28 protein-coding genes are annotated in these 24,083 nt (G+C 52.5%); 16 read left to right on the top strand and 12 right to left on the bottom strand.

All coding sequences use genetic code 11. The features are described 5' to 3' along the window. The first annotated feature begins 62 nt into the window (after window positions 1-62). Genes ABIB59_RS20510 through ABIB59_RS20485 form a run of 6 tightly spaced genes read left to right on the top strand, consistent with a single transcriptional unit; the run spans window position 63 to window position 4,471 of the window. Window positions 63-1,460: a PTS ascorbate-specific subunit IIBC gene (locus tag ABIB59_RS20510; protein ID WP_039077793.1), complete on the top strand. Its 1,398-nt coding sequence runs from the start codon at window positions 63-65 to the stop codon at window positions 1,458-1,460. A 14-nt stretch (window positions 1,461-1,474) separates the two neighbouring features. Next, on the top strand, window positions 1,475-1,780 hold the full coding sequence (gene ulaB / locus ABIB59_RS20505) for a PTS ascorbate transporter subunit IIB (protein WP_039077792.1): 306 nt from the start codon (window positions 1,475-1,477) through the stop codon (window positions 1,778-1,780). Between the two features lie 9 nt (window positions 1,781-1,789). Further along, complete coding sequence (ulaC, locus tag ABIB59_RS20500) at window positions 1,790-2,257, top strand: PTS ascorbate transporter subunit IIA (RefSeq protein ID WP_079497699.1); 468 nt, start codon at window positions 1,790-1,792, stop codon at window positions 2,255-2,257. Window positions 2,258-2,270: 13 nt separating this feature from the next. Then, entirely contained in the window at window positions 2,271-2,924 is a 654-nt protein-coding gene (gene ulaD / locus ABIB59_RS20495) for a 3-keto-L-gulonate-6-phosphate decarboxylase UlaD (protein ID WP_107223536.1), read from the top strand. A 9-nt stretch (window positions 2,925-2,933) separates the two neighbouring features. Beyond that, window positions 2,934-3,788 carry an L-ribulose-5-phosphate 3-epimerase gene (locus ABIB59_RS20490; protein ID WP_079497700.1) on the top strand — a complete coding sequence of 285 codons (855 nt, stop codon included), beginning with the start codon at window positions 2,934-2,936 and terminating at the stop codon, window positions 3,786-3,788. Then, a complete protein-coding gene (locus tag ABIB59_RS20485; protein ID WP_132439811.1) occupies window positions 3,788-4,471 on the top strand; it encodes an L-ribulose-5-phosphate 4-epimerase in 684 nt (227 codons plus the stop codon). Before ABIB59_RS20490 ends, ABIB59_RS20485 begins: the two co-directional genes overlap by 1 nt. Before the next feature lie 132 nt (window positions 4,472-4,603). Here the strand turns inward: ABIB59_RS20485 and ABIB59_RS20480 are convergent, their stop codons facing one another. Together ABIB59_RS20480 and yjfY are read right to left on the bottom strand one after the other, a co-directional pair. Next, a complete protein-coding gene (locus ABIB59_RS20480; protein ID WP_354036848.1) occupies window positions 4,604-5,797 on the bottom strand; it encodes an MFS transporter in 1,194 nt (397 codons plus the stop codon). Between the two features lie 161 nt (window positions 5,798-5,958). After that, window positions 5,959-6,231 (bottom strand): DUF1471 family protein YjfY, encoded by a 273-nt coding sequence (yjfY, locus tag ABIB59_RS20475; RefSeq protein WP_039077825.1) that lies wholly within the window; start codon window positions 6,229-6,231, stop codon window positions 5,959-5,961. A gap of 344 nt (window positions 6,232-6,575) precedes the next feature. On the opposite strand from yjfY, the gene rpsF reads away from it, so the two are divergent. The 5 genes from rpsF (at window position 6,576) to ABIB59_RS20450 (ending at window position 9,137) form a co-directional block, all read left to right on the top strand. After that, window positions 6,576-6,971, top strand: coding sequence for a 30S ribosomal protein S6 (gene rpsF, locus ABIB59_RS20470; protein ID WP_006686337.1), 396 nt, complete (start codon window positions 6,576-6,578; stop codon window positions 6,969-6,971). A gap of 6 nt (window positions 6,972-6,977) precedes the next feature. Beyond that, entirely contained in the window at window positions 6,978-7,292 is a 315-nt protein-coding gene (gene priB, locus ABIB59_RS20465) for a primosomal replication protein N (protein WP_039077787.1), read from the top strand. A 4-nt stretch (window positions 7,293-7,296) separates the two neighbouring features. Next, window positions 7,297-7,524 (top strand): 30S ribosomal protein S18, encoded by a 228-nt coding sequence (gene rpsR, locus ABIB59_RS20460; RefSeq protein ID WP_000135199.1) that lies wholly within the window; start codon window positions 7,297-7,299, stop codon window positions 7,522-7,524. A gap of 41 nt (window positions 7,525-7,565) precedes the next feature. After that, window positions 7,566-8,015 carry a 50S ribosomal protein L9 gene (gene rplI / locus ABIB59_RS20455; RefSeq protein WP_039077786.1) on the top strand — a complete coding sequence of 150 codons (450 nt, stop codon included), beginning with the start codon at window positions 7,566-7,568 and terminating at the stop codon, window positions 8,013-8,015. Window positions 8,016-8,198: 183 nt separating this feature from the next. Further along, window positions 8,199-9,137 (top strand): DMT family transporter, encoded by a 939-nt coding sequence (locus tag ABIB59_RS20450; protein WP_354036819.1) that lies wholly within the window; start codon window positions 8,199-8,201, stop codon window positions 9,135-9,137. 41 nt (window positions 9,138-9,178) lie between these two features. Here ABIB59_RS20450 and ABIB59_RS20445 read toward each other — a convergent pair whose 3' ends face one another. After that, window positions 9,179-9,838: a LysM-like peptidoglycan-binding domain-containing protein gene (locus ABIB59_RS20445; protein ID WP_108702164.1), complete on the bottom strand. Its 660-nt coding sequence runs from the start codon at window positions 9,836-9,838 to the stop codon at window positions 9,179-9,181. Window positions 9,839-10,071: 233 nt separating this feature from the next. Between ABIB59_RS20445 and bamJ the strand changes: the two genes are divergently transcribed. Continuing rightward, window positions 10,072-10,692, top strand: coding sequence for a BamJ family beta-barrel-assembly machinery protein (gene bamJ / locus ABIB59_RS20440; RefSeq protein WP_039077783.1), 621 nt, complete (start codon window positions 10,072-10,074; stop codon window positions 10,690-10,692). 297 nt (window positions 10,693-10,989) lie between these two features. Then, on the top strand, window positions 10,990-12,399 hold the full coding sequence (cycA, locus tag ABIB59_RS20435; RefSeq protein WP_079497704.1) for a D-serine/D-alanine/glycine transporter: 1,410 nt from the start codon (window positions 10,990-10,992) through the stop codon (window positions 12,397-12,399). Window positions 12,400-12,493: 94 nt separating this feature from the next. On the opposite strand, the gene ytfE is transcribed toward cycA, so the two are convergent. The 4 genes from ytfE to ABIB59_RS20415 form a co-directional block, all read right to left on the bottom strand. Next, window positions 12,494-13,156 carry an iron-sulfur cluster repair protein YtfE gene (gene ytfE, locus ABIB59_RS20430; protein WP_071193486.1) on the bottom strand — a complete coding sequence of 221 codons (663 nt, stop codon included), beginning with the start codon at window positions 13,154-13,156 and terminating at the stop codon, window positions 12,494-12,496. Between the two features lie 94 nt (window positions 13,157-13,250). Further along, a complete protein-coding gene (locus ABIB59_RS20425) occupies window positions 13,251-14,219 on the bottom strand; it encodes a DMT family transporter (protein ID WP_071193487.1) in 969 nt (322 codons plus the stop codon). Window positions 14,220-14,294: 75 nt separating this feature from the next. After that, window positions 14,295-15,119 (bottom strand): AraC family transcriptional regulator, encoded by an 825-nt coding sequence (locus ABIB59_RS20420; RefSeq protein WP_071193488.1) that lies wholly within the window; start codon window positions 15,117-15,119, stop codon window positions 14,295-14,297. 81 nt (window positions 15,120-15,200) lie between these two features. After that, window positions 15,201-16,049 carry an SDR family oxidoreductase gene (locus ABIB59_RS20415; RefSeq protein WP_039077778.1) on the bottom strand — a complete coding sequence of 283 codons (849 nt, stop codon included), beginning with the start codon at window positions 16,047-16,049 and terminating at the stop codon, window positions 15,201-15,203. A gap of 84 nt (window positions 16,050-16,133) precedes the next feature. On the opposite strand from ABIB59_RS20415, the gene ABIB59_RS20410 reads away from it, so the two are divergent. Further along, complete coding sequence (locus ABIB59_RS20410) at window positions 16,134-16,520, top strand: winged helix-turn-helix transcriptional regulator (protein ID WP_039077777.1); 387 nt, start codon at window positions 16,134-16,136, stop codon at window positions 16,518-16,520. Window positions 16,521-16,579: 59 nt separating this feature from the next. Here the strand turns inward: ABIB59_RS20410 and ABIB59_RS20405 are convergent, their stop codons facing one another. Next, on the bottom strand, window positions 16,580-18,523 hold the full coding sequence (locus ABIB59_RS20405; RefSeq protein ID WP_071193490.1) for a bifunctional 2',3'-cyclic-nucleotide 2'-phosphodiesterase/3'-nucleotidase: 1,944 nt from the start codon (window positions 18,521-18,523) through the stop codon (window positions 16,580-16,582). A 315-nt stretch (window positions 18,524-18,838) separates the two neighbouring features. On the opposite strand from ABIB59_RS20405, the gene cysQ reads away from it, so the two are divergent. After that, entirely contained in the window at window positions 18,839-19,579 is a 741-nt protein-coding gene (cysQ, locus tag ABIB59_RS20400; protein ID WP_039077775.1) for a 3'(2'),5'-bisphosphate nucleotidase CysQ, read from the top strand. Here cysQ and ABIB59_RS20395 read toward each other — a convergent pair. After that, on the bottom strand, window positions 19,573-20,133 hold the full coding sequence (locus ABIB59_RS20395) for a YtfJ family protein (RefSeq protein WP_039077774.1): 561 nt from the start codon (window positions 20,131-20,133) through the stop codon (window positions 19,573-19,575). The two genes, cysQ and ABIB59_RS20395, sit on opposite strands and share 7 nt — an antisense overlap. 326 nt (window positions 20,134-20,459) lie before the next feature. Between ABIB59_RS20395 and ABIB59_RS20390 the strand changes: the two genes are divergently transcribed. Continuing rightward, the gene (locus ABIB59_RS20390; protein WP_039077773.1) at window positions 20,460-20,666 is read left to right on the top strand and encodes a DUF1107 domain-containing protein; all 207 of its coding nucleotides are present in this window, start codon (window positions 20,460-20,462) and stop codon (window positions 20,664-20,666) included. A 152-nt stretch (window positions 20,667-20,818) separates the two neighbouring features. Here the strand turns inward: ABIB59_RS20390 and paeA are convergent, their stop codons facing one another. From paeA to ABIB59_RS20375, 3 genes are all read right to left on the bottom strand, one after another. Then, window positions 20,819-22,153, bottom strand: coding sequence for a polyamine export protein PaeA (gene paeA, locus ABIB59_RS20385; protein WP_039077772.1), 1,335 nt, complete (start codon window positions 22,151-22,153; stop codon window positions 20,819-20,821). A 415-nt stretch (window positions 22,154-22,568) separates the two neighbouring features. Then, window positions 22,569-23,042 (bottom strand): hypothetical protein, encoded by a 474-nt coding sequence (locus ABIB59_RS20380; RefSeq protein WP_039077771.1) that lies wholly within the window; start codon window positions 23,040-23,042, stop codon window positions 22,569-22,571. 356 nt (window positions 23,043-23,398) lie between these two features. Continuing rightward, a complete protein-coding gene (locus ABIB59_RS20375; protein ID WP_071193491.1) occupies window positions 23,399-23,989 on the bottom strand; it encodes an EAL domain-containing protein in 591 nt (196 codons plus the stop codon). Between the last annotated feature and the right edge of the window lie 94 nt (window positions 23,990-24,083).

Genomic DNA, 24,083 nt, shown 5'->3' with positions numbered 1-24,083 from the left:
TAGAGTGTTTTCACCTTGTGCTGCATTGCACAAATGCAGCCACTTTCTTACTGGAGCGAGTTATGGAGATTCTCTACAACGTCTTCACTGTCTTTTTTAATCAGGTGATGACCAATGCCCCGTTGCTGCTGGGGATCGTGACCTGTATTGGCTATATCCTGTTGAGAAAAAGTGTCAGCGTTATCGTTAAAGGCACGATCAAAACGATCATCGGCTTTATGTTGCTGCAGGCGGGGTCGGGGATCCTGACCAGCACGTTTAAACCGGTGGTTGCCAAAATGTCTGACGTATACGGCATCAACGGTGCGATTTCTGACACCTACGCGTCAATGATGGCGACCATCGAACGTATGGGTGACGCGTACAGTTGGGTGGGTTATGCGGTACTGCTGGCCCTGGCGCTAAACATTATTTACGTACTGCTGCGGCGTATTACTGGCATTCGCACCATCATGCTGACCGGGCACATCATGTTCCAGCAGGCCGGTCTGATTGCGGTGTTCTTCTTTATTCTCGGTTACTCCATGTGGACCACCATTATCTGTGCTGCCGTGCTGGTTTCACTCTATTGGGGCATTACCTCCAATATGATGTACAAACCAACACAGGAAGTGACAGATAATTGCGGTTTCTCTATCGGTCACCAGCAGCAGTTCGCCTCCTGGATCGCTTACAAAATCGCGCCGTACCTTGGGAAAAAAGAGGAAAGCGTTGAAGATCTGAAACTGCCGGGCTGGCTGAATATCTTCCATGACAACATCGTCTCTACCGCCATTGTCATGACGGTCTTTTTTGGCGCGATTCTGCTCTCTTTTGGCCTTGATACCGTTCAGGCGATGGCGGGGAAAACTCACTGGACGGTCTATATCCTGCAAACCGGCTTCCAGTTTGCAGTGGCGATTTTCATTATCGTCCAGGGCGTGCGTATGTTTGTCGCCGAGCTTTCCGAAGCCTTCAACGGTATTTCTCAGCGCTTGATTCCGGGGGCTGTGCTGGCAATTGACTGTGCGGCGATTTATAGCTTCGCGCCGAACGCGGTGGTCTGGGGCTTTATGTGGGGGACTATCGGGCAGTTGATTGCAGTCGGCATCCTGATTGCCTGCGGCTCCTCCATTCTCATCATTCCTGGCTTTATCCCGATGTTTTTCTCCAACGCCACCATTGGCGTCTTTGCCAACCACTTCGGCGGCTGGCGCGCCGCCATCAAGATTTGCCTGGTGATGGGCATGATCGAAATTTTTGGCTGTGTCTGGGCGGTAAAACTGACGGGAATGAGCGCATGGATGGGAATGGCTGACTGGTCCATCCTGGCACCGCCGATGATGCAAGGCTTTGCCTCCGTGGGGATCGCGTTTATGGCTGTGATGATTTTGATTGCGCTGGCTTACATGTTCTTTGCCGGTCGCGCCCTGCGTGCTGAGGAAGACGCGGAAAAACAACTGACAGAACACTCTGTTTAAAAAGGAGTTTGATTATGACCGTACGTATTCTGGCTGTGTGTGGTTGTGGGCAAGGTAGTTCCATGATCATGAAAATGAAAGTTGACCAGTTTTTGACGCAACAAAAGGTCGACCATACGGTGAACAGCTGCGCGGTGGGGGAATACAAAAGTGAACTGAGCGGGGCGGACATCATCATTGCTTCTACCCATGTCGCCAGTGAAATCGAAGTCTCCGGTAATAAATACGTGGTCGGGGTACGCAATATGCTCTCTGCCGCTGATTTTGGTCCGAAGCTAATGGAAGTCATCAACGCCCATTTTGCACAGGATGTGAAATAAGGACTCACTATGAAATTACGTGACTCGCTGGCGGAGAACAATGCGATTCGCTTGCAGGCAGAGGCCAGTACGTGGCAGGAGGCGGTGAAGCTTGGCGTGGATCTGCTGGTAGGGGCTGAGGTTGTTGAACCGCGTTACTACCAGGCCATTCTGGACGGTGTGGAACGGTTTGGACCGTACTTCGTGATTGCCCCAGGGCTTGCCATGCCCCATGGCCGCCCGGAAGAAGGGGTGAAGAAAAATGGCTTTGCGCTGGTGACCCTCAAAACACCGCTGGTTTTTAATCACGAGGACAACGACCCGGTCGACATCCTTATCACTCTGGCGGCAGTGGATGCGCGTACGCATCAGGAAGACGGCATCATGCAAATCGTCAACCTGTTTGAAGATGAAGCGAATTTTGACCGTTTACGCGCCTGTCGCACGGCGCAGCAGGTACTGGATTTAATTGATAGCGCCACGGCGGCGTCTGTATAAGGAGCAAAAAAACATGTCTGATTTACCGATGTTGCAGGTAGCCCTGGATAACCAGACGCTGTCACACGCTTATGCAACCACCCGCTTAATTGCCGAAGAGGTGGACATTATTGAGGTTGGGACCATTTTATGTGTTGGCGAGGGCGTTCGGGCTGTTCGCGATCTTAAGGCGCTGTATCCTCACAAAATCGTACTGGCCGACGCCAAAATTGCCGATGCCGGGAAAATCCTTTCAAGAATGTGCTTTGAAGCCAATGCCGACTGGGTGACCGTGATCTGTTGCGCCGATATTAACACCGCGAAAGGTGCGCTGGATGTGGCGAAAGAGTTTAACGGCGACGTGCAGATTGAACTGACCGGCTACTGGACGTGGCAACAGGCGCAGCAGTGGCGCGATGCAGGCATTCAACAAGTCGTTTATCACCGCAGCCGTGATGCGCAGGCGGCAGGGGTCGCATGGGGTGAGGCGGATATCAGCGCGGTGAAAAAACTGGCCGAAATGGGCTTTAAGGTGACGGTTACCGGCGGACTGGCGCTGGAAGATTTGCCGCTGTTCAAGGGCATTCCCATTCACGTCTTTATTGCCGGGCGCAGTATCCGCGACGCCGCAGATCCGGTTGAAGCGGCGCGCCAGTTCAAGCGCTCAATTGCTCAGTTGTGGGGCTAAGGAGCGGGTATGTTGTCAAAACAGATCCCGCTGGGTATCTACGAAAAAGCACTCCCTGCCGGGGAGTGCTGGCTGGAACGGTTGCGACTGGCGAAAACGCTGGGTTTCGATTTTGTCGAAATGTCGGTAGATGAAACCGATGCCCGTCTGGCCCGTCTCGACTGGAACCCTGAGCAGCGTCTGGCACTGGTAGCTGCGATAGCGGAAACAGGCGTTCGCGTTCCTTCAATGTGTCTGAGCGCGCACCGGCGTTTTCCGCTGGGCAGCGAAGATGACGCGGTACGTAACCAGGGGCTGGAGATCATGCGCAAGGCTATCCGGTTTGCGCAGGATACCGGTATCCGGGTGATTCAACTCGCTGGTTATGACGTTTACTACCAGCAGGCGAATGATGAGACGCGCCGCCGCTTTCGCGACGGACTCAAAGAGAGCGTGGAAATGGCCAGCCGCGCACAGGTAACCCTGGCGATGGAAATTATGGATTACCCGCTGATGAATTCGATCAGCAAAGCGCTGGGGTACGCGCACTACCTTAATAACCCATGGTTTCAGCTCTACCCGGATATCGGCAATCTTTCAGCCTGGGATAACGACGTGCAGATGGAACTGCTGGCGGGCGTCGGCCATATCGTGGCGGTTCATGTCAAAGACACGCGCCCCGGCGTTTTTAAAAACGTCCCCTTTGGCACCGGCGTAGTGGATTTTGAACGCTGTTTCGCCACGCTCAAAGAGAGCGGCTACTGTGGTCCGTACTTGATCGAGATGTGGAGCGAGACGGCAGAAGATCCGGCGGCAGAGGTGCTAAAAGCGCGCGACTGGGTGAAAGCGCGTATGGCAAACGCGGGTTTGGTGGAGGCGGCATAATGCAAGAGCTTAAACAGCAGGTGTTTGACGCCAATATGGATTTGCCGCGCTATGGATTAGTGACCTTTACCTGGGGAAATGTCAGCGCTATTGATCGTGAACGCGGGCTGGTGGTGATTAAACCCAGCGGTATTGCCTACGAGAACATGAAACCAGATGACATGGTCGTGGTGGATTTACAGGGCAACAGGGTGGAAGGGCAGTGGCGCCCGTCTTCCGATACCGCAACACACCTTGAGTTGTACCGACGCTACCCTCAGCTTGGCGGTGTTGTGCACACCCATTCCACGCATGCCACAGCCTGGGCTCAGGCGGGGCTGGCCATTCCTGCGCTTGGCACCACCCATGCGGATTATTTCTTTGGCGATATTCCCTGTACCCGGGCGCTCTCTGAAGAGGAGGTACGGGAAGAGTATGAACTCAACACTGGTAAGGTGATTGTCGAGACGCTGGGCAACAGTAACCCATTGCATACGCCGGGAATGGTGGTCTACCAACACGGTCCGTTTGCATGGGGGAAAAATGCCGCTGACGCCGTTCATAATGCGGTGGTCATGGAAGAGGTTGCCCGGATGGCGTGGATTGCCCGAGGTATCAATCCGTCGTTAAAACCGATTGATGATTATCTGATGAATAAACACTTTATGCGTAAGCACGGCCCAAATGCCTATTACGGGCAGTGACTAGAGATCCGGCCAGGCGAAGCGCCGCAGGAGTTTCCCTGGCATCTGCTATGCTTCGTCCGGACTACCAGAAAATTATGCTCCGGAATGTGTACGCCTTCGGGATGTTACTGGTCTGATTCCGGAGCCTTTTTATGCCTGTCGATAGGCTGATGGTATGCAGCGCATCCCTGCCAGCGTAATCAGGCAGATCACGGCACCGGCATAAAATGTTGATGCTGCGCCCAGGCTTTCCCACAAGACACCGGCCCCGGCGCTGGCCAACAGCAGGGCGATACCGCTCATGAGGTTAAACATGCCAAACGCGGTGCCGCGCAGTTCTGCTCGCGCGGTATGGGCGATCATCGCCGCCAGCAGGCCCTGGGTCATTCCCATATGGATACCCCACAGGGCAACGCCAAGCAGCAACGTGCTCCAGTGGTGGCTTAACGCCAGTACCAGATCGGCGGCAATCAGCACCAGCAGGCCTGCCTGCAGCATTTTGCTGTGGCTCATGCCGTCGGACAATTTACCAAAGGGGTAGGCCGTCAGGCCGTACACCAGGTTCATTGCGACCATTACCAGCGGAATGGCGAACAGTGGAATCTCCATCTGCTGTGCGCGTAGTACCAGAAAGGCTTCACTAAAACGGGCGAGGGTAAAGACGCTGCCCAGTCCAACGACCCACCAGTAAGCGCTACTGAGTTTTTTCAGGTTCTCACGGGTGAGCGGGTTGGTGCGCTTGTTGGTAATGGGCGTTTTAGGTTCATCAAGCCCGAAATAGAGCAGAGCGATAGCCAGTGTGCCTGGGATCACTGCCACCCAGAAGATGGACTGGAAATCATTGTCCCACAGAAACATCAGCGCCACGGCCAGCAGCGGACCAAGGAAAGCACCGACTGTGTCCAGCGACTGGCGCAGGCCAAATGCGGCACCGCGAATGTCGGGGGGCGTCACATCGGCAACCAGCGCGTCGCGAGGCGCCCCACGGATCCCTTTGCCAACGCGGTCAATCATTCGCGCGCCGAATACCAGGCCGGAGGAGGAAGCCAGGGCAAACAGCGGTTTGCTAAGCGCACCCATGCCATATCCCAGCAGGGCCAGTCCTTTGCGTTTACCCAGATAGTCGCTGAGTACGCCGGAAAACACTTTAATAATAAGCGCAGTTGCCTCTGCCATCCCTTCGATCAGGCCAATGACAATGACGCTGGCACCTAATGTGGTCGCCATAAAGAGAGGTAACAGGCTGTGGATCATCTCGGACGAGACATCCATTAACAGACTTACGCCGCCGAGCACCCAAACGCCTTGCGGGATACGGCCCAGGGTTGCAAAACGCACAAACACGATATTGCTCCGGATAATCAGGTTATTAAGATGCTATTACATCAGCGGCCTGCGCTTTTGATAAGCATACTGTACAAATAATTATCATTTAATGATGTGCAAAAAAAAGCCCTCATGGAAGAGGGCGATTAATAATGGCAAGGGTAACTGATCTGTGTGTACTAGCGATAAATGTCAGCGCTGGCGTGAATAAGGCCATTGCTGCCCGGCTCCCGAAGTAAGACCGGGTGATAATATTTCGCACCCTTCGCGTCAGTTTCGACTTTGAGTGCTTGATCCGCTTCGCTTTCAGTGGCGATGTTATGATTAATGTAAATAACGCCTAAGCTCTGCACATCATCCATGTTTTTGGCTTGCCGCCCGTCAATTTTGATGGCTGCTGCCGCATTGGCGCTAAGGAGTAGCGCTGTGAGTAAGATTGCGATGTTTTTCATAATATTGTGCTCCATTACTGCTTATGTTGTGACCTTCAGAACATCTTTCCTCCCGTGTCATTGGGGTGTATTTAAAGTCTACGCTTTCCCGCCAAAACGTATCGCGACCATTTCTGATGCTGTCGTTCAAAAAATTGCCGTATCCGTTTTGTCTAATTTTAATCCCACTCTGTGAAGCGGCTTTGCGCTTAGTGCGAATTATTTGTGCAATCAGCTTGAGTTTGGGGGGCGAGATAAGTATTATGACGCGTCAATTTTTCAGCCGCCCTTTAATCACGTTCCTTGCCTCCATGGGCCGCGGCTGACCCAGACAGGAGGCTGAATAATCCGTAAGGAGCAATTCGATGCGTCATTACGAAATCGTTTTTATGGTCCATCCTGACCAGAGCGAACAGGTTCCGGGCATGATCGAACGTTACACTGGTGCAATCACTGCAGCAGAAGGTACGATCCACCGTCTGGAAGACTGGGGCCGCCGTCAGCTGGCTTACCCGATCAACAAACTGCACAAAGCACACTACGTTCTGCTGAACGTTGAAGCTCCGCAGGAAGTTATCGATGAGCTGGAAACAAACTTCCGCTTCAACGATGCCGTTATCCGTAGCATGGTAATGCGTACTAAACACGCTGTTACCGAAGCATCTCCGATGGTTAAAGCGAAAGACGAGCGCCGTGAGCGTCGCGATGATTTCGCAAACGAAACCGCAGATGATGCAGATGCTGGGGATTCTGAAGAGTAATTTCTGATGACCAACCGTCTGGTGTTGTCCGGCACCGTGTGCAGGACCCCCCTTCGAAAGGTCAGCCCATCAGGAATTCCTCACTGCCAGTTCGTGCTTGAGCACCGTTCTGTTCAGGAGGAAGCCGGGTTTCACCGGCAGGCGTGGTGCCAAATGCCCGTTATCATTAGCGGACACGAAAACCAGGCCATTACTCACAGTATAACGGTCGGTAGCGCAGTAACCGTTCAGGGGTTCATCTCTTGCCACAAGGCAAAGAACGGTCTGACTAAAATGGTTCTGCATGCCGAGCAGATTGAATTGATAGATTCTGGAGACTAGCCATATGGCACGTTATTTCCGTCGTCGCAAGTTCTGCCGTTTCACCGCGGAAGGCGTTCAAGAGATCGACTATAAAGATATCGCTACGCTGAAAAACTACATCACCGAAAGCGGTAAGATTGTCCCAAGCCGTATCACCGGTACTCGTGCAAAATACCAGCGTCAGCTGGCTCGCGCTATCAAACGCGCTCGCTACCTGTCTCTGCTGCCGTACACTGATCGTCATCAGTAATCGGGCACGGTCCATTAATACGACTTTAAGAGGATAAGGTAATGCAAGTTATTCTGCTTGATAAAGTAGCAAACCTGGGCAGCCTGGGTGATCAGGTAAACGTTAAAGCGGGCTACGCTCGTAACTTCCTGGTTCCACAGGGTAAAGCTGTTCCGGCTACCAAGAAAAACGTTGAGTTTTTCGAAGCTCGTCGCGCTGAACTGGAAGCCAAACTGGCTGACGTTCTGGCGGCTGCTAACGCTCGCGCTGAAGCAATCAACGCACTGGGCACTGTAACCATCGCTTCCAAATCTGGCGACGAAGGTAAACTGTTCGGTTCCATCGGTACCCGCGACATCGCTGACGCTGTAACAGCAGCTGGCGTTGAAGTGGCTAAGAGCGAAGTTCGTCTGCCGAACGGCGTTCTGCGTACCACTGGTGAGCACGAAGTGGACTTCCAGGTTCACAGCGAAGTATTCGCTAAACTGATCGTTAACGTTGTTGCTGAGTAATTAGCTTCTGACGTTGCGTAAAAACGCCGGCCTTGTGCCGGCGTTTTGCTTTTTATCCTTCTGGTTTTTCCTTTTTATCCCTTCGAGCTCACAACCTGATCTCTGTTTTCGCATATCTGTTTCCATTTCCTGGCTATTCCGCAATAATTAAAAAATAAAACGTTATTTTAAATTGGTGAATGTATGGAAACGATACACCAGTCGCCGCTCTTTGCCCGTAAAAATGCGGCGTATGCAGGAGCAGCATTCTGTTGTTTATTATGGGGGAGCGCCTACCCGGCGATTAAAAGCGGTTATGAGATTTTCCAGATTGACGTGGATGATATCCCTTCGAAAATCGTCTTTGCTGGCTATCGCTTCTTCTTCGCAGGGCTACTGTTATTACTGCTTGCGCTGGCGCAGCGCCGCCCGCTGGCTCGCCTCTCTTTCCATCAGTGTGGCCAACTGGCACTGCTCGGGGTCACGCAAACCTCACTCCAGTACGTCTTCTTCTATATTGGTCTGGCCTTCACCACTGGGGTAAAAGGTTCAATTATGAATGCGACGGGCACCTTCTTTAGCGTGCTGCTGGCCCACTTTATCTACCAGAATGACAAACTGAGCTATAACAAAACCCTTGGCTGCGTACTGGGGTTTGCTGGCGTCATGGTGGTTAACCTCAACAATGGCCTGATGGAGTTCAGCTTTAGCCTGATGGGGGATGGTTTTGTAGTCCTGGCGGCGTTTATCCTCTCGGCATCGACGCTATACGGTAAGCGGATCTCGCAAACGGTCGATCCGTTGGTAATGACGGGTTATCAACTGGGGTTTGGTGGCGTCGTGCTCGCGGTCGGCGGGTATGTTTTTGGCGGCGAGCTTACCGTGCATGGCCCCTCCGCGGTGGCGATTCTTGGCTACCTGACGCTACTCTCCTCGGTTGCGTTTGCGCTGTGGAGCATTCTGCTCAAGTACAATCGGGTGGGGATGATTGCGCCGTTTAACTTCTTAATCCCGGTCTCAGGTGCGTTATTGTCGGCTATTTTTCTGGGCGAGAATATTCTCGAACTCAAATACGCGGTTGCGTTGATGCTGGTGTGCTCCGGCATCTGGTGGGTGAACAAGGTCTCCCGAAAAGCCGATTAACTTCTGGCCGGGTAGCGTTATTGCTCACCCGGCCAGGAAGCTTATCGTGCCCGGATAAAACTACCGTCCTGCTGGCGAGTGAACAAGACAGACTGGCCGCTGCCATTTTCAATCGTCAACCCGGTTACTACGCCATTCGCGTTCTGACGAATTTTCACCATCTGGCCGCTTTGCAGGGTGCTGAGCGGTTTGCCTTCGCCTTCTACTTTTGCCATGGCATAAACATCGGTTGGCGGCAAATTGTGGTCACGGAAAACCTGGGCCAGCGTTTTGCCCTGCTCGACACGGTAGGTGCGCCACTGCTGCTCAATACCGCCAGCGGAAGAGGCAGCAGGGGCAGAGTGTTCGGCGACCGGACGCTCCTGTTGTATCGGCTCCTGCACGGCCTGCGGTTCCTCGTTAAAGACAGGAGCAGGTTGCTGGTTTTGCACCGGCTGTGACGTCACCAGCGGTTGTGAAGGCTGCGATTGTGTCTGCGGCTGGGATTGTGACTGAATATTCAGTTGTGCTTCGCGCCCGACAGAGGCGGGAGGCGTCACCGTCTCTTTCGGGGTGGGCAGCAGGAAACCGATAATAACCAACAACGCCGCAAGGATCAGCCCACGACGGTGCATCGGCGGAAGCGGGTCCAGAATGCGAAAATGATCCGGGGCGTGCCAGATTTTCGCCAGGGTAGGTTTCAGTTCAAATCGCCCGGGCATGGCTTTCCTCCTGCTCCGCGTCATTATTTATCCTGTCTCGTTGAGTATAGATGGCTAACTACCTGATTGGCTGTGTGATGCATTGTCTCGTGACATCATAATGAGAATTATCTTACCGGGAGTATTGTTTCTGTTTCTCTGCGATTTGTCATCTTTACTACGACAAAGTTTTACCCGCTGCGGCGTGGCTGTTATGCTGCGCGCTACCTTAAAAAGTGATGAAAGGAAAACCCATGACAACCCCAACGTTTGACACGATCGAAGCGCAGGCCAGCTATGGCATTGGTTTGCAGGTAGGGCAGCAGCTTAGCGACTCCGGCTTACAGGGGCTGTTGCCGGAAGCGCTGGTCGCCGGTATTGCTGACGCGCTGGCAGGTAAACAACCGGCTGTGCCGGTGGACGTTGTTCATCGTGCGCTGCGTGAAATCCACGAACGTGCGGACGCAGTGCGTCGTGCGCGCTTTGAAGAGATGGCGGCAGAAGGCGTGAAATATCTGGACGAAAACCGCGAGAAAGAAGGTGTGAACAGCACGGAGTCTGGTCTGCAGTTCCGCGTTATCACTCAGGGCGAAGGCGCTATCCCGGCGCGTACTGACCGTGTTCGCGTTCACTACACCGGTAAACTGATCGACGGTACCGTGTTCGACAGCTCCGTCGCGCGTGGCGAACCGGCTGAATTCCCGGTAAACGGCGTGATTGGCGGCTGGATCGAAGCGCTGACGCTGATGCCGGTTGGCTCCAAATGGGAACTGACGATTCCGCACGAACTGGCCTACGGCGAGCGTGGCGCGGGCGCGTCCATCCCGCCATTCAGCACCCTGGTATTCGAAGTGGAATTACTGGAAATCCTGTAATCTTCCCGATGTTTTCCTCTCCTCGTCAGGGGAGAGGAAGACGATGTTGCGTGAATCATTCATTAAATGAATTGGTTTCGATACTTTATCTTGCTATGCGCGTATTGCGGTGTATTTTTGTGAACTCCATCCCCTAATTTGAGTGATATGCTGCTCACTTTAAACAAATATTTAACATCTCTTTTAATTCAGAGTATTCATCCTACCAATTCTTACCTAATATCGTTGCGTCCGCGAATGGGCGAAGTATGCAATTAAAGGCCAGAAGAGCCTCAACAACACAGACAGGATATAAACATGGTAGATCAGGCAAAAGTCGCGGCTGACGAAGAGGCTTCGACTGAACAATCGCTACGGCGCAATCTTACAAACCGTCATATTCAGCTAATCGCTATTGGTGGTGCCATCGGTACCGGGCTGTTTATGGGCTCCGGGAAAACCATCAGCCTTGCAGGACCGTCGATCATTTTTGTCTATATGATCATCGGGTTCATGCTGTTTTTCGTCATGCGTGCGATGGGTGAGTTGCTGCTGTCGAACCTTGAGTACAAATCTTTTAGCGACTTCGCCGCCGACCTACTCGGACCGTGGGCGGGGTATTTTACCGGCTGGACATACTGGTTCTGCTGGGTAGTCACCGGGATGGCCGATGTGGTGGCGATCACCGCTTACGCACAATTCTGGTTCCCTGGATTATCCGACTGGATAGTGGCGTTGACCATTGTCCTGGTGCTGCTGAGCCTGAACCTTGCCACCGTAAAAATGTTCGGCGAGATGGAGTTCTGGTTCGCGATGATCAAAATCGTCGCCATTGTGGCGCTGATTGTTGTTGGTCTGGTGATGGTGCTGACCAGTTTCAAATCGCCGACCGGGGTAGAAGCCTCTGTTGCGCATCTGTGGAATGACGGCGGCTGGTTCCCGAAAGGCATCAGCGGCTTCTTTGCCGGTTTCCAGATTGCAGTCTTTGCCTTTGTGGGGATTGAGCTGGTCGGAACGACAGCGGCAGAAACCAAAGACCCGGAAAAGTCGCTGCCGCGCGCGATTAACTCCATTCCGATCCGCATCATCATGTTCTATGTGTTTGCGTTGATTGTGATTATGTCCGTGACCCCATGGAGTTCCGTGGTGCCGGATAAGAGCCCGTTTGTTGAACTGTTTGTTCTGGTGGGCCTGCCTGCCGCAGCGAGCATTATCAACTTTGTGGTGCTGACGTCTGCTGCGTCTTCCGCGAACAGCGGCGTGTTCTCCACCAGCCGTATGCTGTTCGGCCTGGCACAAGATGGGGTGGCGCCAAAAGCGTTCGGTAAGCTCTCTAAACGTGCGGTACCGGCGAAAGGGCTGACCTTCTCTTGTATCTGCCTGCTGGGCGGTGTAGTGATGCTGTACGTGAACCCAAGTGCGATTGCGGCGTTCACCATGATTACCACCGTTTCGGCCATCCTGTTTATGTTTGTCTGGACGATTATCCTCTGCTCTTACCTCGTCTACCGTAAACAGCGTCCGCAACTGCATGAAGCGTCCATCTACAAAATGCCGCTTGGCAAAGTGATGTGCTGGGTATGCATGGCGTTCTTTGTGTTCGTACTGGTGTTGCTGACGCTCGAAGAGGACACTCGTCAGGCGCTGATCGTCACCCCAATCTGGTTTATTGTGCTGGGCGCGGGCTGGCTGATTGTGGGTAAAAAACGCCTGGCAGGTATGCGCTAGTATTCGTAGACCTGGCATCCGGGAAAATAAAAAAGAGCCGCGCAGGCGGCTCTAAAGACTTCCATGAATCAGGCGCTCTCAGGGGCGCCTTTGCTTATTCTCCAGCGAGGGCACGCGGAAACAGAACGTTGTTTTCCAGACTGATGTGTTCCATCAGGTCGTCGATCAATTCATTGATACCGTTATACATTGCTTTCCAGGTGGTGCAGGCTTCCGGCGGCGGCGTCACGCCATTGGTAATGTGCTTGATCACTTCCAGCAGTTCGCCTGCATCATCATGCTCGCTTTCCATCACGCTGATTGGCCCCATCGCCTGGCTGCCCATCCCCTCTTTAATCATCGGGAACAGGATGCGCTCTTCTTTCATCATGTGGCTGGAAAGCTCGTCGTGCAGCATGGTCAGGTATTTGGTTAACCCTTTTGGCACGTTGGGTTTATCGGCATGCACGCGTTCTACTTTGGTCGCCTGCAGGATAAGCTCTGGCAGTTGTTCGCGGTGGCGGTCGTGGTAACGCACGATAATGTGATCGATGATTTCGCTCAAGGCGGCGACGCGCCAGTCTTTCTCGATGGGCTGCTCTGCCAGCTTTGCCAGTTCGGTTTCAATGATGCCAACGTCCAGTTCTTTGCGGGACGCGGCGCGCTCCAGCGTCTGCTTACCGCCGCAGCAGTAATCCATATCGTATTTACGAAACAGCGCTGACGCACGTGGAATGGATAGCGCCAGTTCACCCAGGGGTTGGTCACGGAAAGCCATAGCAGTTACCTCATCAGAAATTATAACATGCATTTTAAATACATCTTTTATTCGATGATATACCCCTTTCGGGGCAGGGTAAACAAGACCACGATTAACCGTGGTCTGAAACTGACTGAACCAGAGGCTTTTCTGGCTTCGCGCGTACGGCCATGACCACGCCGCAAACCAACAGGGCGATACCACAGAGGGTGAGCAACGGCGGCATTTGCTGACGTAGCATGAAGGTATAAAGCAGGCCCGCAAGGGTTTCAAAAACAATCAGTGGCCCGACAATAACCGTGGGTAAACGCTGACTGGCAACATTCCAGCACATAGCGCCGACCCAGGAGCAGAGCACAGCAATCGCGAACATCAAACCGAGAAACACCGCGGGGCGCGGGCCAAAGGGTTGGGCAAAATCAGGCTGTTGCGCACTCAGCCACAGACAGGCAGCAGCATAGCCGAGTAAAGAGACGGGGAGTGTCACCAGTGCCTGCGCGGTTGCCCACATCATCGGGTTCTTGTCCGGGTTTTCCCGCAGCCAGCGGGCGTTACGCAGCGCATACCACGCCCAGCAGGCGACGGAAACCAGCGCAAGGGCAATGCCGGAGCCATAGCGCCACCAGGAGAACGCCGGCAGGCCGCCGTGCAGTTCGGCTATGTTGACGCAGGTCAGTCCCGCCGCAATACAGAGCAGTGCCGGGGCGAGGCTGGTCCAGGCGCGTTTACCGTCACGCTGGCTGTAGAGCAGATTTGCACATATCGGGATAACAACCGGCAGGGTGCCAATGATCATCGTCGAAACCGGTGCCCCGGTGCGCTGAATGGCGCTGGCAAGACAGACGTAATAGATGAGATTGCCCATCATGGTCAGCGCCAGTGCGGTGAGCCAGTCTTTCTGCGTTAACTGCCGTAAACGCTGGCGGCCCAGCCAGGCCAGCGGCAGGGCAATTATCCCCAACGCCAGATAACGACCGGTTGACTGCAATGCCGCCGGGTAATCCGGCACAATCAACGGCCCAACAAAAATAAGCCCCCACAACATCCCCGCGAGCAGGGCATACAACACACCACTAATCATACTTCCACCTGACGTTTCTGTTTGCCGTCACAGTGTAGGAAAGGAGGGGAACGGAATATTGTATGAGATTGCGCATTAGCGCCGGGCGACCTGCTTCTGGTAGCGCACGGGGGTGATGCCGTAACGACGCGTAAAGGCGCGGGTGAGGTGTGACTGGTCAGTCAGCCCGGTGGCTGCGGCGACTTCGGCGGCGGGCATCCCGTGGGTCAGGAAATCTTTCGCCCGCCACAGACGAATCGCCATCAGCATTTGATGGGGTGTCACATGAAAATGGGCTTTGAACTGACGCTGAAAATGGTACGGGCTCAACGAGACCACCTGCGCCAGCTCATCCAGCGTCAGGGGGTGCATAAAATTATCATGCAGATAGTCACGGACCCGCTCAAAACGATGAGCGCCTTCCTGACTGACCGGCGCGTGACGTGCAAGCGGTGTGAAGGTGTCGATCAGGTCCAGCAGCATCCCTTTTTGCGCCAGCGAATCCTCGGTGTGCCACAGGCCATGAATCAGGCGGCAAATCTTGACTGTGCGCAGGGGATCGTGGCGAGTAGCATCGCTAAACCACCAGTGGCGGATACCGGTCACCTCTTCCAGCAACGCGGGGTCAAGGTAGATCATGCGATAGCGCCAGCCATCCGCGGTCTCAGCCTCACCGGTATGCAGTTCGTCGGGGTTCATGGTGACAACGGAATTGGCAGGCGCAACGTACTGCGTACCGCGATAACGAAAGCGTTCGGCACCCGCTTCGATTGCGCCAATACCAAAGGCTTCGTGGGTGTGGGGTTCGAAGGCATAACGGGAGATATGCGCATGGTACAACTCCACCCCTGGCAATTGCGCCAGGTGGCGAAAACGCGCGCTGTCTCTCTCGTCAAAGAATTGTTCCGGTACGCCTTCCACTTTTCGCCTCCGCTCAGGTCATCTTCTCATTATTAAGGATGACCCGGCGGCGTGCTACAAAAATTAACCAGCCTTTAACAGTTACAGGATGCCTTTGACGCTTTCCGCGAGCGGGGTGGTCGGGCGACCAATCAGCTTGCTCAGGGTATGGCTGTCATCGAACAGACCTCCTTTCGAGGCGCCGATATCCGAGTCAGCCAGCAGGTTAGCGAACACGTCTGGCAGACCAACACCCTTTAACGCACCCGCAAAATCGGCTTCGCTCAGGTTCTGATACACCACCGGTTTACCGCTCTGTTTGCTCAGTTCAGCCGCCAGTTCGCTGAGTGTCCAGGCGCTGTCACCGGCCAGTTCGTAGACTTTCCCGGCATGGCCCTCTGTGCTGATAACGCGTGCGGCGGCAGCGGCGTAATCTGCGCGGGTGGCCGAGGCGATTTTGCCGTCTCCCGCAGCGCCGATGAAGACGCCATGAGCCAGCGCCGCCGGGGCGCTGGCCAGGTAATTTTCGGTATACCAGCCATTACGCAGCAGGGCGTAAGGGATGCCGGAATCGGCCAACATTTTTTCGGTTTCAACGTGCTCAACATGCAGACCGAGCGGAGATTTATCCGCATGCAACAGGCTGGTATAGGCGATAAATTTCACGCCCGCCGCTTTGGCTGCATTGATCACGTTACGATGCTGAGCGGCGCGCTGGCCCACTTCGCTGGAGGAGACCAGCAACAGTTTTTCTACGCCCGACAGTGCCGCCGTTAGCGCTGCCTGGTCGCCGTAGTCGGCCTGGCGAACGACGACACCTTTCTGAGCCAGTGCGTCAGCTTTTGCCGGGTTACGTACAATCGCGACGAGCTCACTCGCTTTGACGGTTTTCAGTAATTCTTCAACAGCCAGTGCGCCCAGTTGGCCTGTAGCTCCGGTAATTGCGATCATGATGATTCCTCTTCGTGTTTGTCTTGTGTTGTGGCACACTATCACCTTAACTAACTTTTAGTAAGTACGTACAAAAAGGTAAGTATGGAAGGCATAAATCCCACCCTGAGCGAGCGGATGCGCGACGGTAATCTGTTTGCTGAGGAGTGCCCCTCCCGTGAGGTGCTTAAACACGTGACCAGCCGCTGGGGCGTATTGATTCTGGTGGCGCTGCGCCACGGCACCCACCGTTTCAGCGATTTACGCCGCAAAATGGGCGGTGTCAGCGAAAAGATGCTGGCGCAATCGCTGCAGGCGCTGGAAATGGACGGTTTTATTAACCGCATTTCGTATCCGGTGGTGCCGCCGCATGTGGAGTATAGCCTGACGCCGCTGGGAGAGCAGGTGAGCGAGAAAGTGGCCGCGCTGGCCGACTGGATTGAGCTAAATTTGCCGCAGGTGCTGGCGACGCGAGACGACCGCGCCGCCTGAGTGAACCCGGATGGCGGCGTGAACGCCTAGTCCGGGCTACAGTTGCGGGATAAACGAGCTTACTTACTTAAATCCACCTGATAGAGCGCAAAGCCAATCTCGTCCGTACCGACCTTCTTCATCGGGTACTGCGCTTTCTCTTTGATAAACGCAGCCGCCTTCTCAGAAGGTGAGGTTTCGAAACGGATATCCAGCGCCGTATTACTGTGAATCGGCGCCAGGCGCCAGTTGTTATCCGCTGCCGGGTGGATTTCTCCCGCTTTTGCCGATTCGTCGGTTATCCATTTTGCCAGCACCGCGCGGTTTTCATCCGGCGAGGCAAAGGCGATATGGCTGTCACCCGTTCCCGCAAACTTACCGCCATAGGCGCGGTAGTTATTGGTTGCCACCAGGAACACCTGGTTGGGATCGATCGGTTTGCCGTTAAAGGTCAGATCTTTAATACGCTCAGCTTGCGGGTTGATGCTCTGGCACTCGCCGTCATAACGCGCAGGCTGCGTCACATCAATCTGGTATTTCACCCCATCAATCACATCGAAGTTATAGGTACGGAAGGTCTCCCAGTTGATGAGTGACTGAGGCTTCGTGCTGTTGATATCGATCTGATTAAACTGCCCGGCGGAGCACTCCAGCCACTCTTTCACCTCTTTGCCCGTCGCTTTCACGACCACCAGTGTGTTGGGGTAAAGATACAGATCGGCGGCGTTACGGAAGGTGAGCTGCCCTTTTTCGACCTCGACAAAACTGGCCGGATCGTTTTTACGTCCGCCTGCTTTGAACGGGGCGGCGGCAGATAAGACCGGCAGGTTCGCCAGATCCGGATCGCCCTGAATAAAGTGCTTCACATAAGCGGTCTGGGCGTTGTTGACGACCTGGACGGTTGGGTCATCCTGTACAAGGGAGAGGAAGCTGTACATGTTGTCGGCGGATTTACCGATAGGCTTGCCGACGAACTGACGGGTGGCATCGTGGTCGTGTTTCAGGATTTCCACCAGTTTGCTGTCTTCTGCGGCCAACGATTTTTTGGCGGCGGCATCATAAATCGGGCGCGCTTCGGCTTTTGACGAAGCGACCTGCCACTTCCCGGCATCGTTATTCAATACCAGATCCACCACGCCGAGGTGGTCGCCCCACATTCCTGGCATCACTGACGGCACGCCATTTAAGGTTCCTTTGGCGATATCCGCTCCTTTAATGGCGGCGAAATCTTTCGACGGGAAGACCGCATGGGCATGGCCAAACAGAATAGCGTCAACGCCGGGGACTTCGCTTAAGTAGTAGACGGAGTTTTCCGCCATCGCCTGATAAGGTTCAGAAGAGAGGCCGGAGTGGGCAACCAGTACCACCAGGTCGGCCCCTTTTTCGCGCATCTCTGGCACATATTTCTTCGCCGTTTCGGTGATGTCATTAACCGTGACTTTGCCGCTCAGGTTGGCTTTATCCCACACCATGATTTGCGGCGGGACAAAGCCGATATAGCCAATCTTCAGAGTATGCGTTTTACCATCGGTATCGGTAACGGCGGTCTCTTTAATGAGATACGGGGTAAACAGCGGCTTTTGGGTTTTGACATCGATAATATTGGCATTCACGTAGGGGAATTTTGCCCCTTCCAGCGCCCGGTGCAGATAATCCAGGCCATAGTTGAATTCGTGATTGCCGAGGTTGCCCACGGCGTAGTCCAGCGTATTCAGCGCCTTATAGACAGGGTGGATGTCGCCCTTTTTCAGCCCTTTGGCTGCCATATAATCACCGAGCGGGCTGCCCTGAATTAAGTCGCCGTTGTCCACCAGCACGCTATTTTTGACTTCTTTTCTGGCGGCATTGATCAGGCTGGCGGTACGCACCAGGCCAAATTTTTCTGTCGCAGAATCTTTATAGTAATCAAAGTCCATCATGTTGCTATGCAAATCAGTGGTTTCCATAATCCGGAGATCCACCGTCGCCGCTTGTACGCTGGCTGCTATCAACGTGGCAAGGAGCGTTGCGCTAAACTTAATCATCAGAGGTGTCCTTTTTAGATCTGAGCCACAAAAGAAATGATATGTACATTTTGTTGCTTACAGAATTGTGAATTCTGCCATGAAATTTGCCACATAAATGCAACAACTATCACACCTGGCAGATTCGACCTGAATGCGATATAAGTAAAACAATGAGTTATACCCGTCATACTTCATGTTGCATGAGCGTTGGCAGCGTTCACTCACCCGAATCACTTGCTGAGGTAAGTGCATTGGGATTCACTCACTTGCCGCCTTCCCGCAATGTGAATTATTGAGGGTAAAAACCCCACTGCCATAGATAAGAGGTGGATGATGTTAGAAGCCATTTGTCAGCTCGCGCGAGAAGCGGGCGATGCCATTATGCAGGTCTACGACGGCCATAAGCCGATGGATGTAACCAGCAAATCCGACGATTCCCCCGTAACGGCCGCCGATATTGCCGCGCATGCGGTGATTGCTGGCGGGCTACAGGCACTGACGCCGGATATTCCGGTTCTGTCGGAAGAAGATCCCCCCTCCTGGAGCGTTCGTCAGCACTGGCAGCGTTACTGGCTGGTCGATCCGCTGGACGGCACTAAAGAGTTTATAAAGCGTAACGGTGAGTTCACGGTGAATATCGCCCTGATTGAAAACGGGAAACCGGTACTTGGCGTCGTTTATGCCCCGGTGCTTAAAGTGATGTATTGCGCGGCGGAAGGTAAAGCGTGGAAAGAGGAAAACGGCACGCGGACGCAGATTAAAGTGCGTGACGCGCGTCCGCCGCTGGTGGTGGTAAGCCGTTCCCACGCGGATGACGAACTGAAAGAGTATTTAACGCAGTTGGGCGAACATCAGACGACCGCGATTGGTTCATCGCTGAAATTCTGCCTGGTGGCAGAGGGACAGGCTCAACTGTATCCGCGTTTCGGGCCGACCAGCGTCTGGGATACGGCGGCAGGCCATGCGGTAGCCGTGGCAGCCGGGGCACATGTTCACGACTGGCAGGGAAAAACCCTGGATTACACGCCGCGTGAATCTTTCCTGAACCCCGGCTTTCGAGTGTCGATTTACTGACCGTCGAGTAATTTATGCAGCAGGGCGATGACCTGCTGCACTTCCGCCTGTGTCAGCCCGCCGTCTTTGACATATTGCACCCGTCCGTCTTTATCCAGCACAACGATGGCTGAACTGCCTTCATCAAGTTGCCAGGCCTTTCGCGCTACGCCATCACTGTCGACAATAAACTGTGACCAGGGATAGAGCTTTTTGTTGCTCTCAATACTGCTGCGCACAAACATTGCTGAGCCGGGGATAGCATCATCTGTATTGATGATGGTCGTCGTCTGGTAACGATCATGAGGTAAATTTGCGGCCTTGATCGCTTCAATCAGCGCGGCATTTTTCTCTTTGGCAGAGGTCCGACCGGCAATATGTTGCACCACTCGCACTTTGCCAGGAAGCTGCGCGCTGTTCCAGTTTTTGTAGCTAAACTTATCGTTATTGAGAATCAATTCCCCTCTGTCAGCGATGCCCACAGGCGGTACTCGTTGGCTGGTTTCAAAATTGTGGGCTTGCGCCAGGAGCGGCAGTAGCAGGCAGGTGGCTGCCAGGATGTTACGTAAGGTCATGGTGTTTCCTTTTATTGTTTGCAGGTGATCCGACCACTTAACTCAACCTTTTAATCATAAGTGCGATCAATGTGCTTTTCCCGCAAACGGGATGCCAGTTTGCGGGTTAACGCACATAACGGCGAAAAAACGACGACTTATACTGCCTGTTCGTAAGCGCTGAAAAGAAAATTCTGAATAACTGTAATCAAAAGGTAAATAAACTTATACATACTAGGTCTCATGTTGTTTCTGAACTATGCTCATTGAGCACCAAAATTTGCGCTCATCACTGTTGGGCCAAGCGTGGCACCGCAAGGGCGTATTACTTAGCAGGAGATACAAAAATGAAAATTTTCCAACGTTACAACCCACTTCAGGTGGCAAAGTACGTGAAAATCCTGTTCCGTGGACGGTTGTACATCAAGGACGTTGGCGCTTTCGAGTTTGATAAAGGCAAGATCCTTATCCCGAAAGTGAAGGACAAACAGCACTTTACTGTGATGTCCGAAGTCAACCGTCAGGTTATGCGTCTGCAAACTGAGATGGCTTAACCAACCCACTACGCTATGCAGTAATCGCAGTACAACAAAAACGGCTCCGTCAGGGAGCCGTTGATGTTTTCAGGGGAGAATCGCCGCTGAATGGCAGGCAAGAAAAAAGGCGGAAATTACGCCGCCTTTTATGTAGTGATTTGCCGTCGCGATTACTCGCTTTTCTCTTCAGCATCCGGCAACTTTGGCGTTAACACCGTGGCCTTGTTATCAATCCGCGTGACCAGCAACTGGTCGATACGGTAGTTATCAATGTCCACGACTTCGAACTTATAGCCGGAGTACTTCACCGAGTCGGTACGTTTCGGGATCTTACGCAGCATGAACATCATAAAGCCGCCAATGGTCTCGTAATTGCCGGACTGAGGGAACTCGTCGATATCCAGCACCCGCATCACGTCATCAATCGGCGTGCCGCCGTCAATCAGCCATGAGTTTTCATCACGCGCGACGATTTGTTCTTCCAGCCCCTGACCGACCAGGTCGCCCATCAGCGTGGTCATTACGTCGTTGAGGGTGATAATCCCCACCACCAACGCATACTCGTTCATGATGACCGCAAAGTCTTCACCTGCCGTTTTAAAGCTTTCCAGCGCTTCGGAGAGCGTTAACGTATCCGGCACAATAAGCGTGTTGCGGATTTGCACGCCGCTGCTCAGCACCAGGCTTTGGTTGGCCAGTACGCGAATAAGCAGGTCTTTTGAGTCGACGTAACCAACGATATGGTCAATGTCTTCATTACATACAAGGAACTTGGAGTGCGGGTTTTCAGCGACTTTTCGTTTTAAGCTTTGCTCATCTTCATGCAGATCAAACCACACCACGTTTTCGCGCGATGTCATTGACGATGGTACCGTGCGCGATTCCAGCTCAAACACATTCTCAATCAGCTCATGCTCTTGCTTACGCAGCACCCCGGCCAGCGCGCCAGCCTCGAAGATGGCATAGACATCATCAGACGTGATGTCATCTTTACGCACCATTGGCAGCTTGAAGATGCGGAAAATAATGTTAGCCATGCCGTTAAAAAACCACACCAGCGGGCGGAAGAGAAACAGGCAGAAGCGCATCGGGTTGATAATGCGCAAAGCCACAACTTCAGGCGCGATCATACCGATGCGTTTCGGGGTCAGGTCGGCGAACAGGATAAACATCCCCGTTACCAGCGAGAACGAAATAATAAAGCTCAGACGGTCTGCCAGCTCTGGCGACACCACGGTGACTAAGATGCTGTAGAACGCGGGGGAGAAAGCGGCATCACCCACGATACCACCCAGGATGGCAACGGCATTCAGGCCGATTTGCACCACGGTAAAAAAGGTGCCGGGGTTTTCCTGCATTTTTAAAATGCGTTGCGCATTGACGTTGCCATCATCGGCAAGCAGTTTCAGTTTTATTTTTCTGGAAGCGGCAAGCGAAATCTCAGATAGCGAGAAGAATGCACTTACGACTATCAGACAGAGTATGACTAAGATGCTGTTTAACATAATTTATCCAGCTATAAGCGGGATCCTCGGAGGGAAGTTGAAAAATCCTTGTGGTAAACACATTGAAAGCGAGTCCGAAGCGGTGGACCTACAATTTCGACGGCTAGTATAGCGTAAGCGTGTTACAGCCTGCCAGCAGTGTAAGCAGTTTGTTACATGTAGATGGGAGCTTTTCTCATTTGTGAGTTCGTTTCTTGCTCGAATGGCGCAATGCGTAGTCGTTTTTCAGGTGTAGCCTTTATCCACAGGGGTGAGCAATGCGTCAATGAAAGAGCAAAAGGAGTAATAAGAGGGTTTTTATATATTCCCGTGGCACGTTATTACTTCCTTTTACTCGCGCTAAGGTTTTGCCTTTAATTTCTATTTTGTGGATGTGACCTTTTCGTTATTACGTTTGTGTTCTCTTTCGTGACGATTAAAGCAACCACTCCAGTTTCTTTAAGGGTACTGAGCGATACATGTAGCCCTGAACCGCCCAGATGCCGCAATCCTGTAGTACTGAAAATTCCCACGTACTTTGTACGCCGTCGATAATGACGCGATCCGAATATGATTTTCGGATGTTCTTAATCAGTTCAGGGAAAGTGGGTTTCTGCACCTGTTTATGGTAGAAGTCTCGATTAATCACCACGGCCTGGCGGACGTTTTCCCGCCATAGCCCAAATAACGCAGGATCTTCCTGTTTCATTAATGTCAGGTGTGGAAACTGTGCTGCAGTATCTGTAAGATTCCTGGGGTTGTTAACATAAAACAAAAGCCCATTTTCGACAGAGAAGTCAGAACAATACTTCAGGTGATGGCTGTGCGGGGGGTGATCGCTACAGTCCATTGAAAATCCAACAATTGTGCCATTCAGGCTGTGAATGGGTATTACGCTAACCCGGTCCATATCCTTTCCTTGTTAATGCCTAGATATATCTAATATTGATCGCTAAAAGTTATTAATCAATCATTTATTGATCGATAATTAATATCAATATATATACCTATCAAAGGGTATTTCTTTGATAGTTAGCGCATTTGTCCATTGCCACTTGTGCAAAGAACGTTGTTAAGCAGTGATGGTTCTGGCACTGACTTCACTATGAAGACGGCTTTTTTATGGCCGTAAGACGTCCTTCCTTACCTGAGGATATACTGGAGTTTTTCACTGTTTATGTGTGAAAAAATAAAGCAAGATATCAATTCATATTCATTTCGTAATAAATGACACTGTAAATGGGCAGGGCGTTTCGCAACAAAGGGTTACATTAACTGATGCACCTTACTGAACGGTATTGGCGCATAAAGCCCGCAACAGGCCCAAATGCCCGCCTCTTCAAGTGCCCGACGGTTAATATTATTGTCTGTTTTTATAATAACTTTTTCGCAATAACGCTTTAAATTTTGGATAAGATACGGAAACGTATTTTTGTTTAGCTCGTTGTTCGTAAAGGTTTCATCCAAAACGATTGCCTCACAGTACTGCGTAAAGGGCGCGTTTTCATTCCCCACATGACTCAGCCAGATACCATTTTTACTTTTTGCTAAATCCTGTATGGCTGTTTCAAATGTTTGGTTGATTTGTAATTTTACAAAAGGGAGTCGAGCCAGTGTTGCCTGCAATACTAAGTCGAACGTTAATAGCATTGCGATCTCTTCATCGGTGATGGAGACCAGACAGAACAAATCACGCTTTTTAAAAAAATCGGCTTTATTGCCGATGGCATTCATTAAATCAAAAAGATAAGTTCTTTTTTTTTCCAGGCTGTTAAGGACAAGCGTTTTTCTTGGGTAGATCTTAACGCCCAGTAGTTGACCGTGTGGAGTGGTTATCCTTTCTGCTAAGTAAGGCATATAAAATCTCCCTCCAGGTGGTATTCACATCGCTTTCTCAAAAACATGCTTACAACGCGTGTAACACATACTAAGAGCATATTGCGACAGGTGA

Origin of the sequence: Citrobacter sp. UYEF32, from assembly GCF_040546205.1 — a bacterium.
GTDB classification, from domain to species: Bacteria; Pseudomonadota; Gammaproteobacteria; order Enterobacterales; family Enterobacteriaceae; genus Phytobacter; species Phytobacter diazotrophicus.
This window is presented reverse-complemented; position numbering and strand designations above follow the sequence as displayed.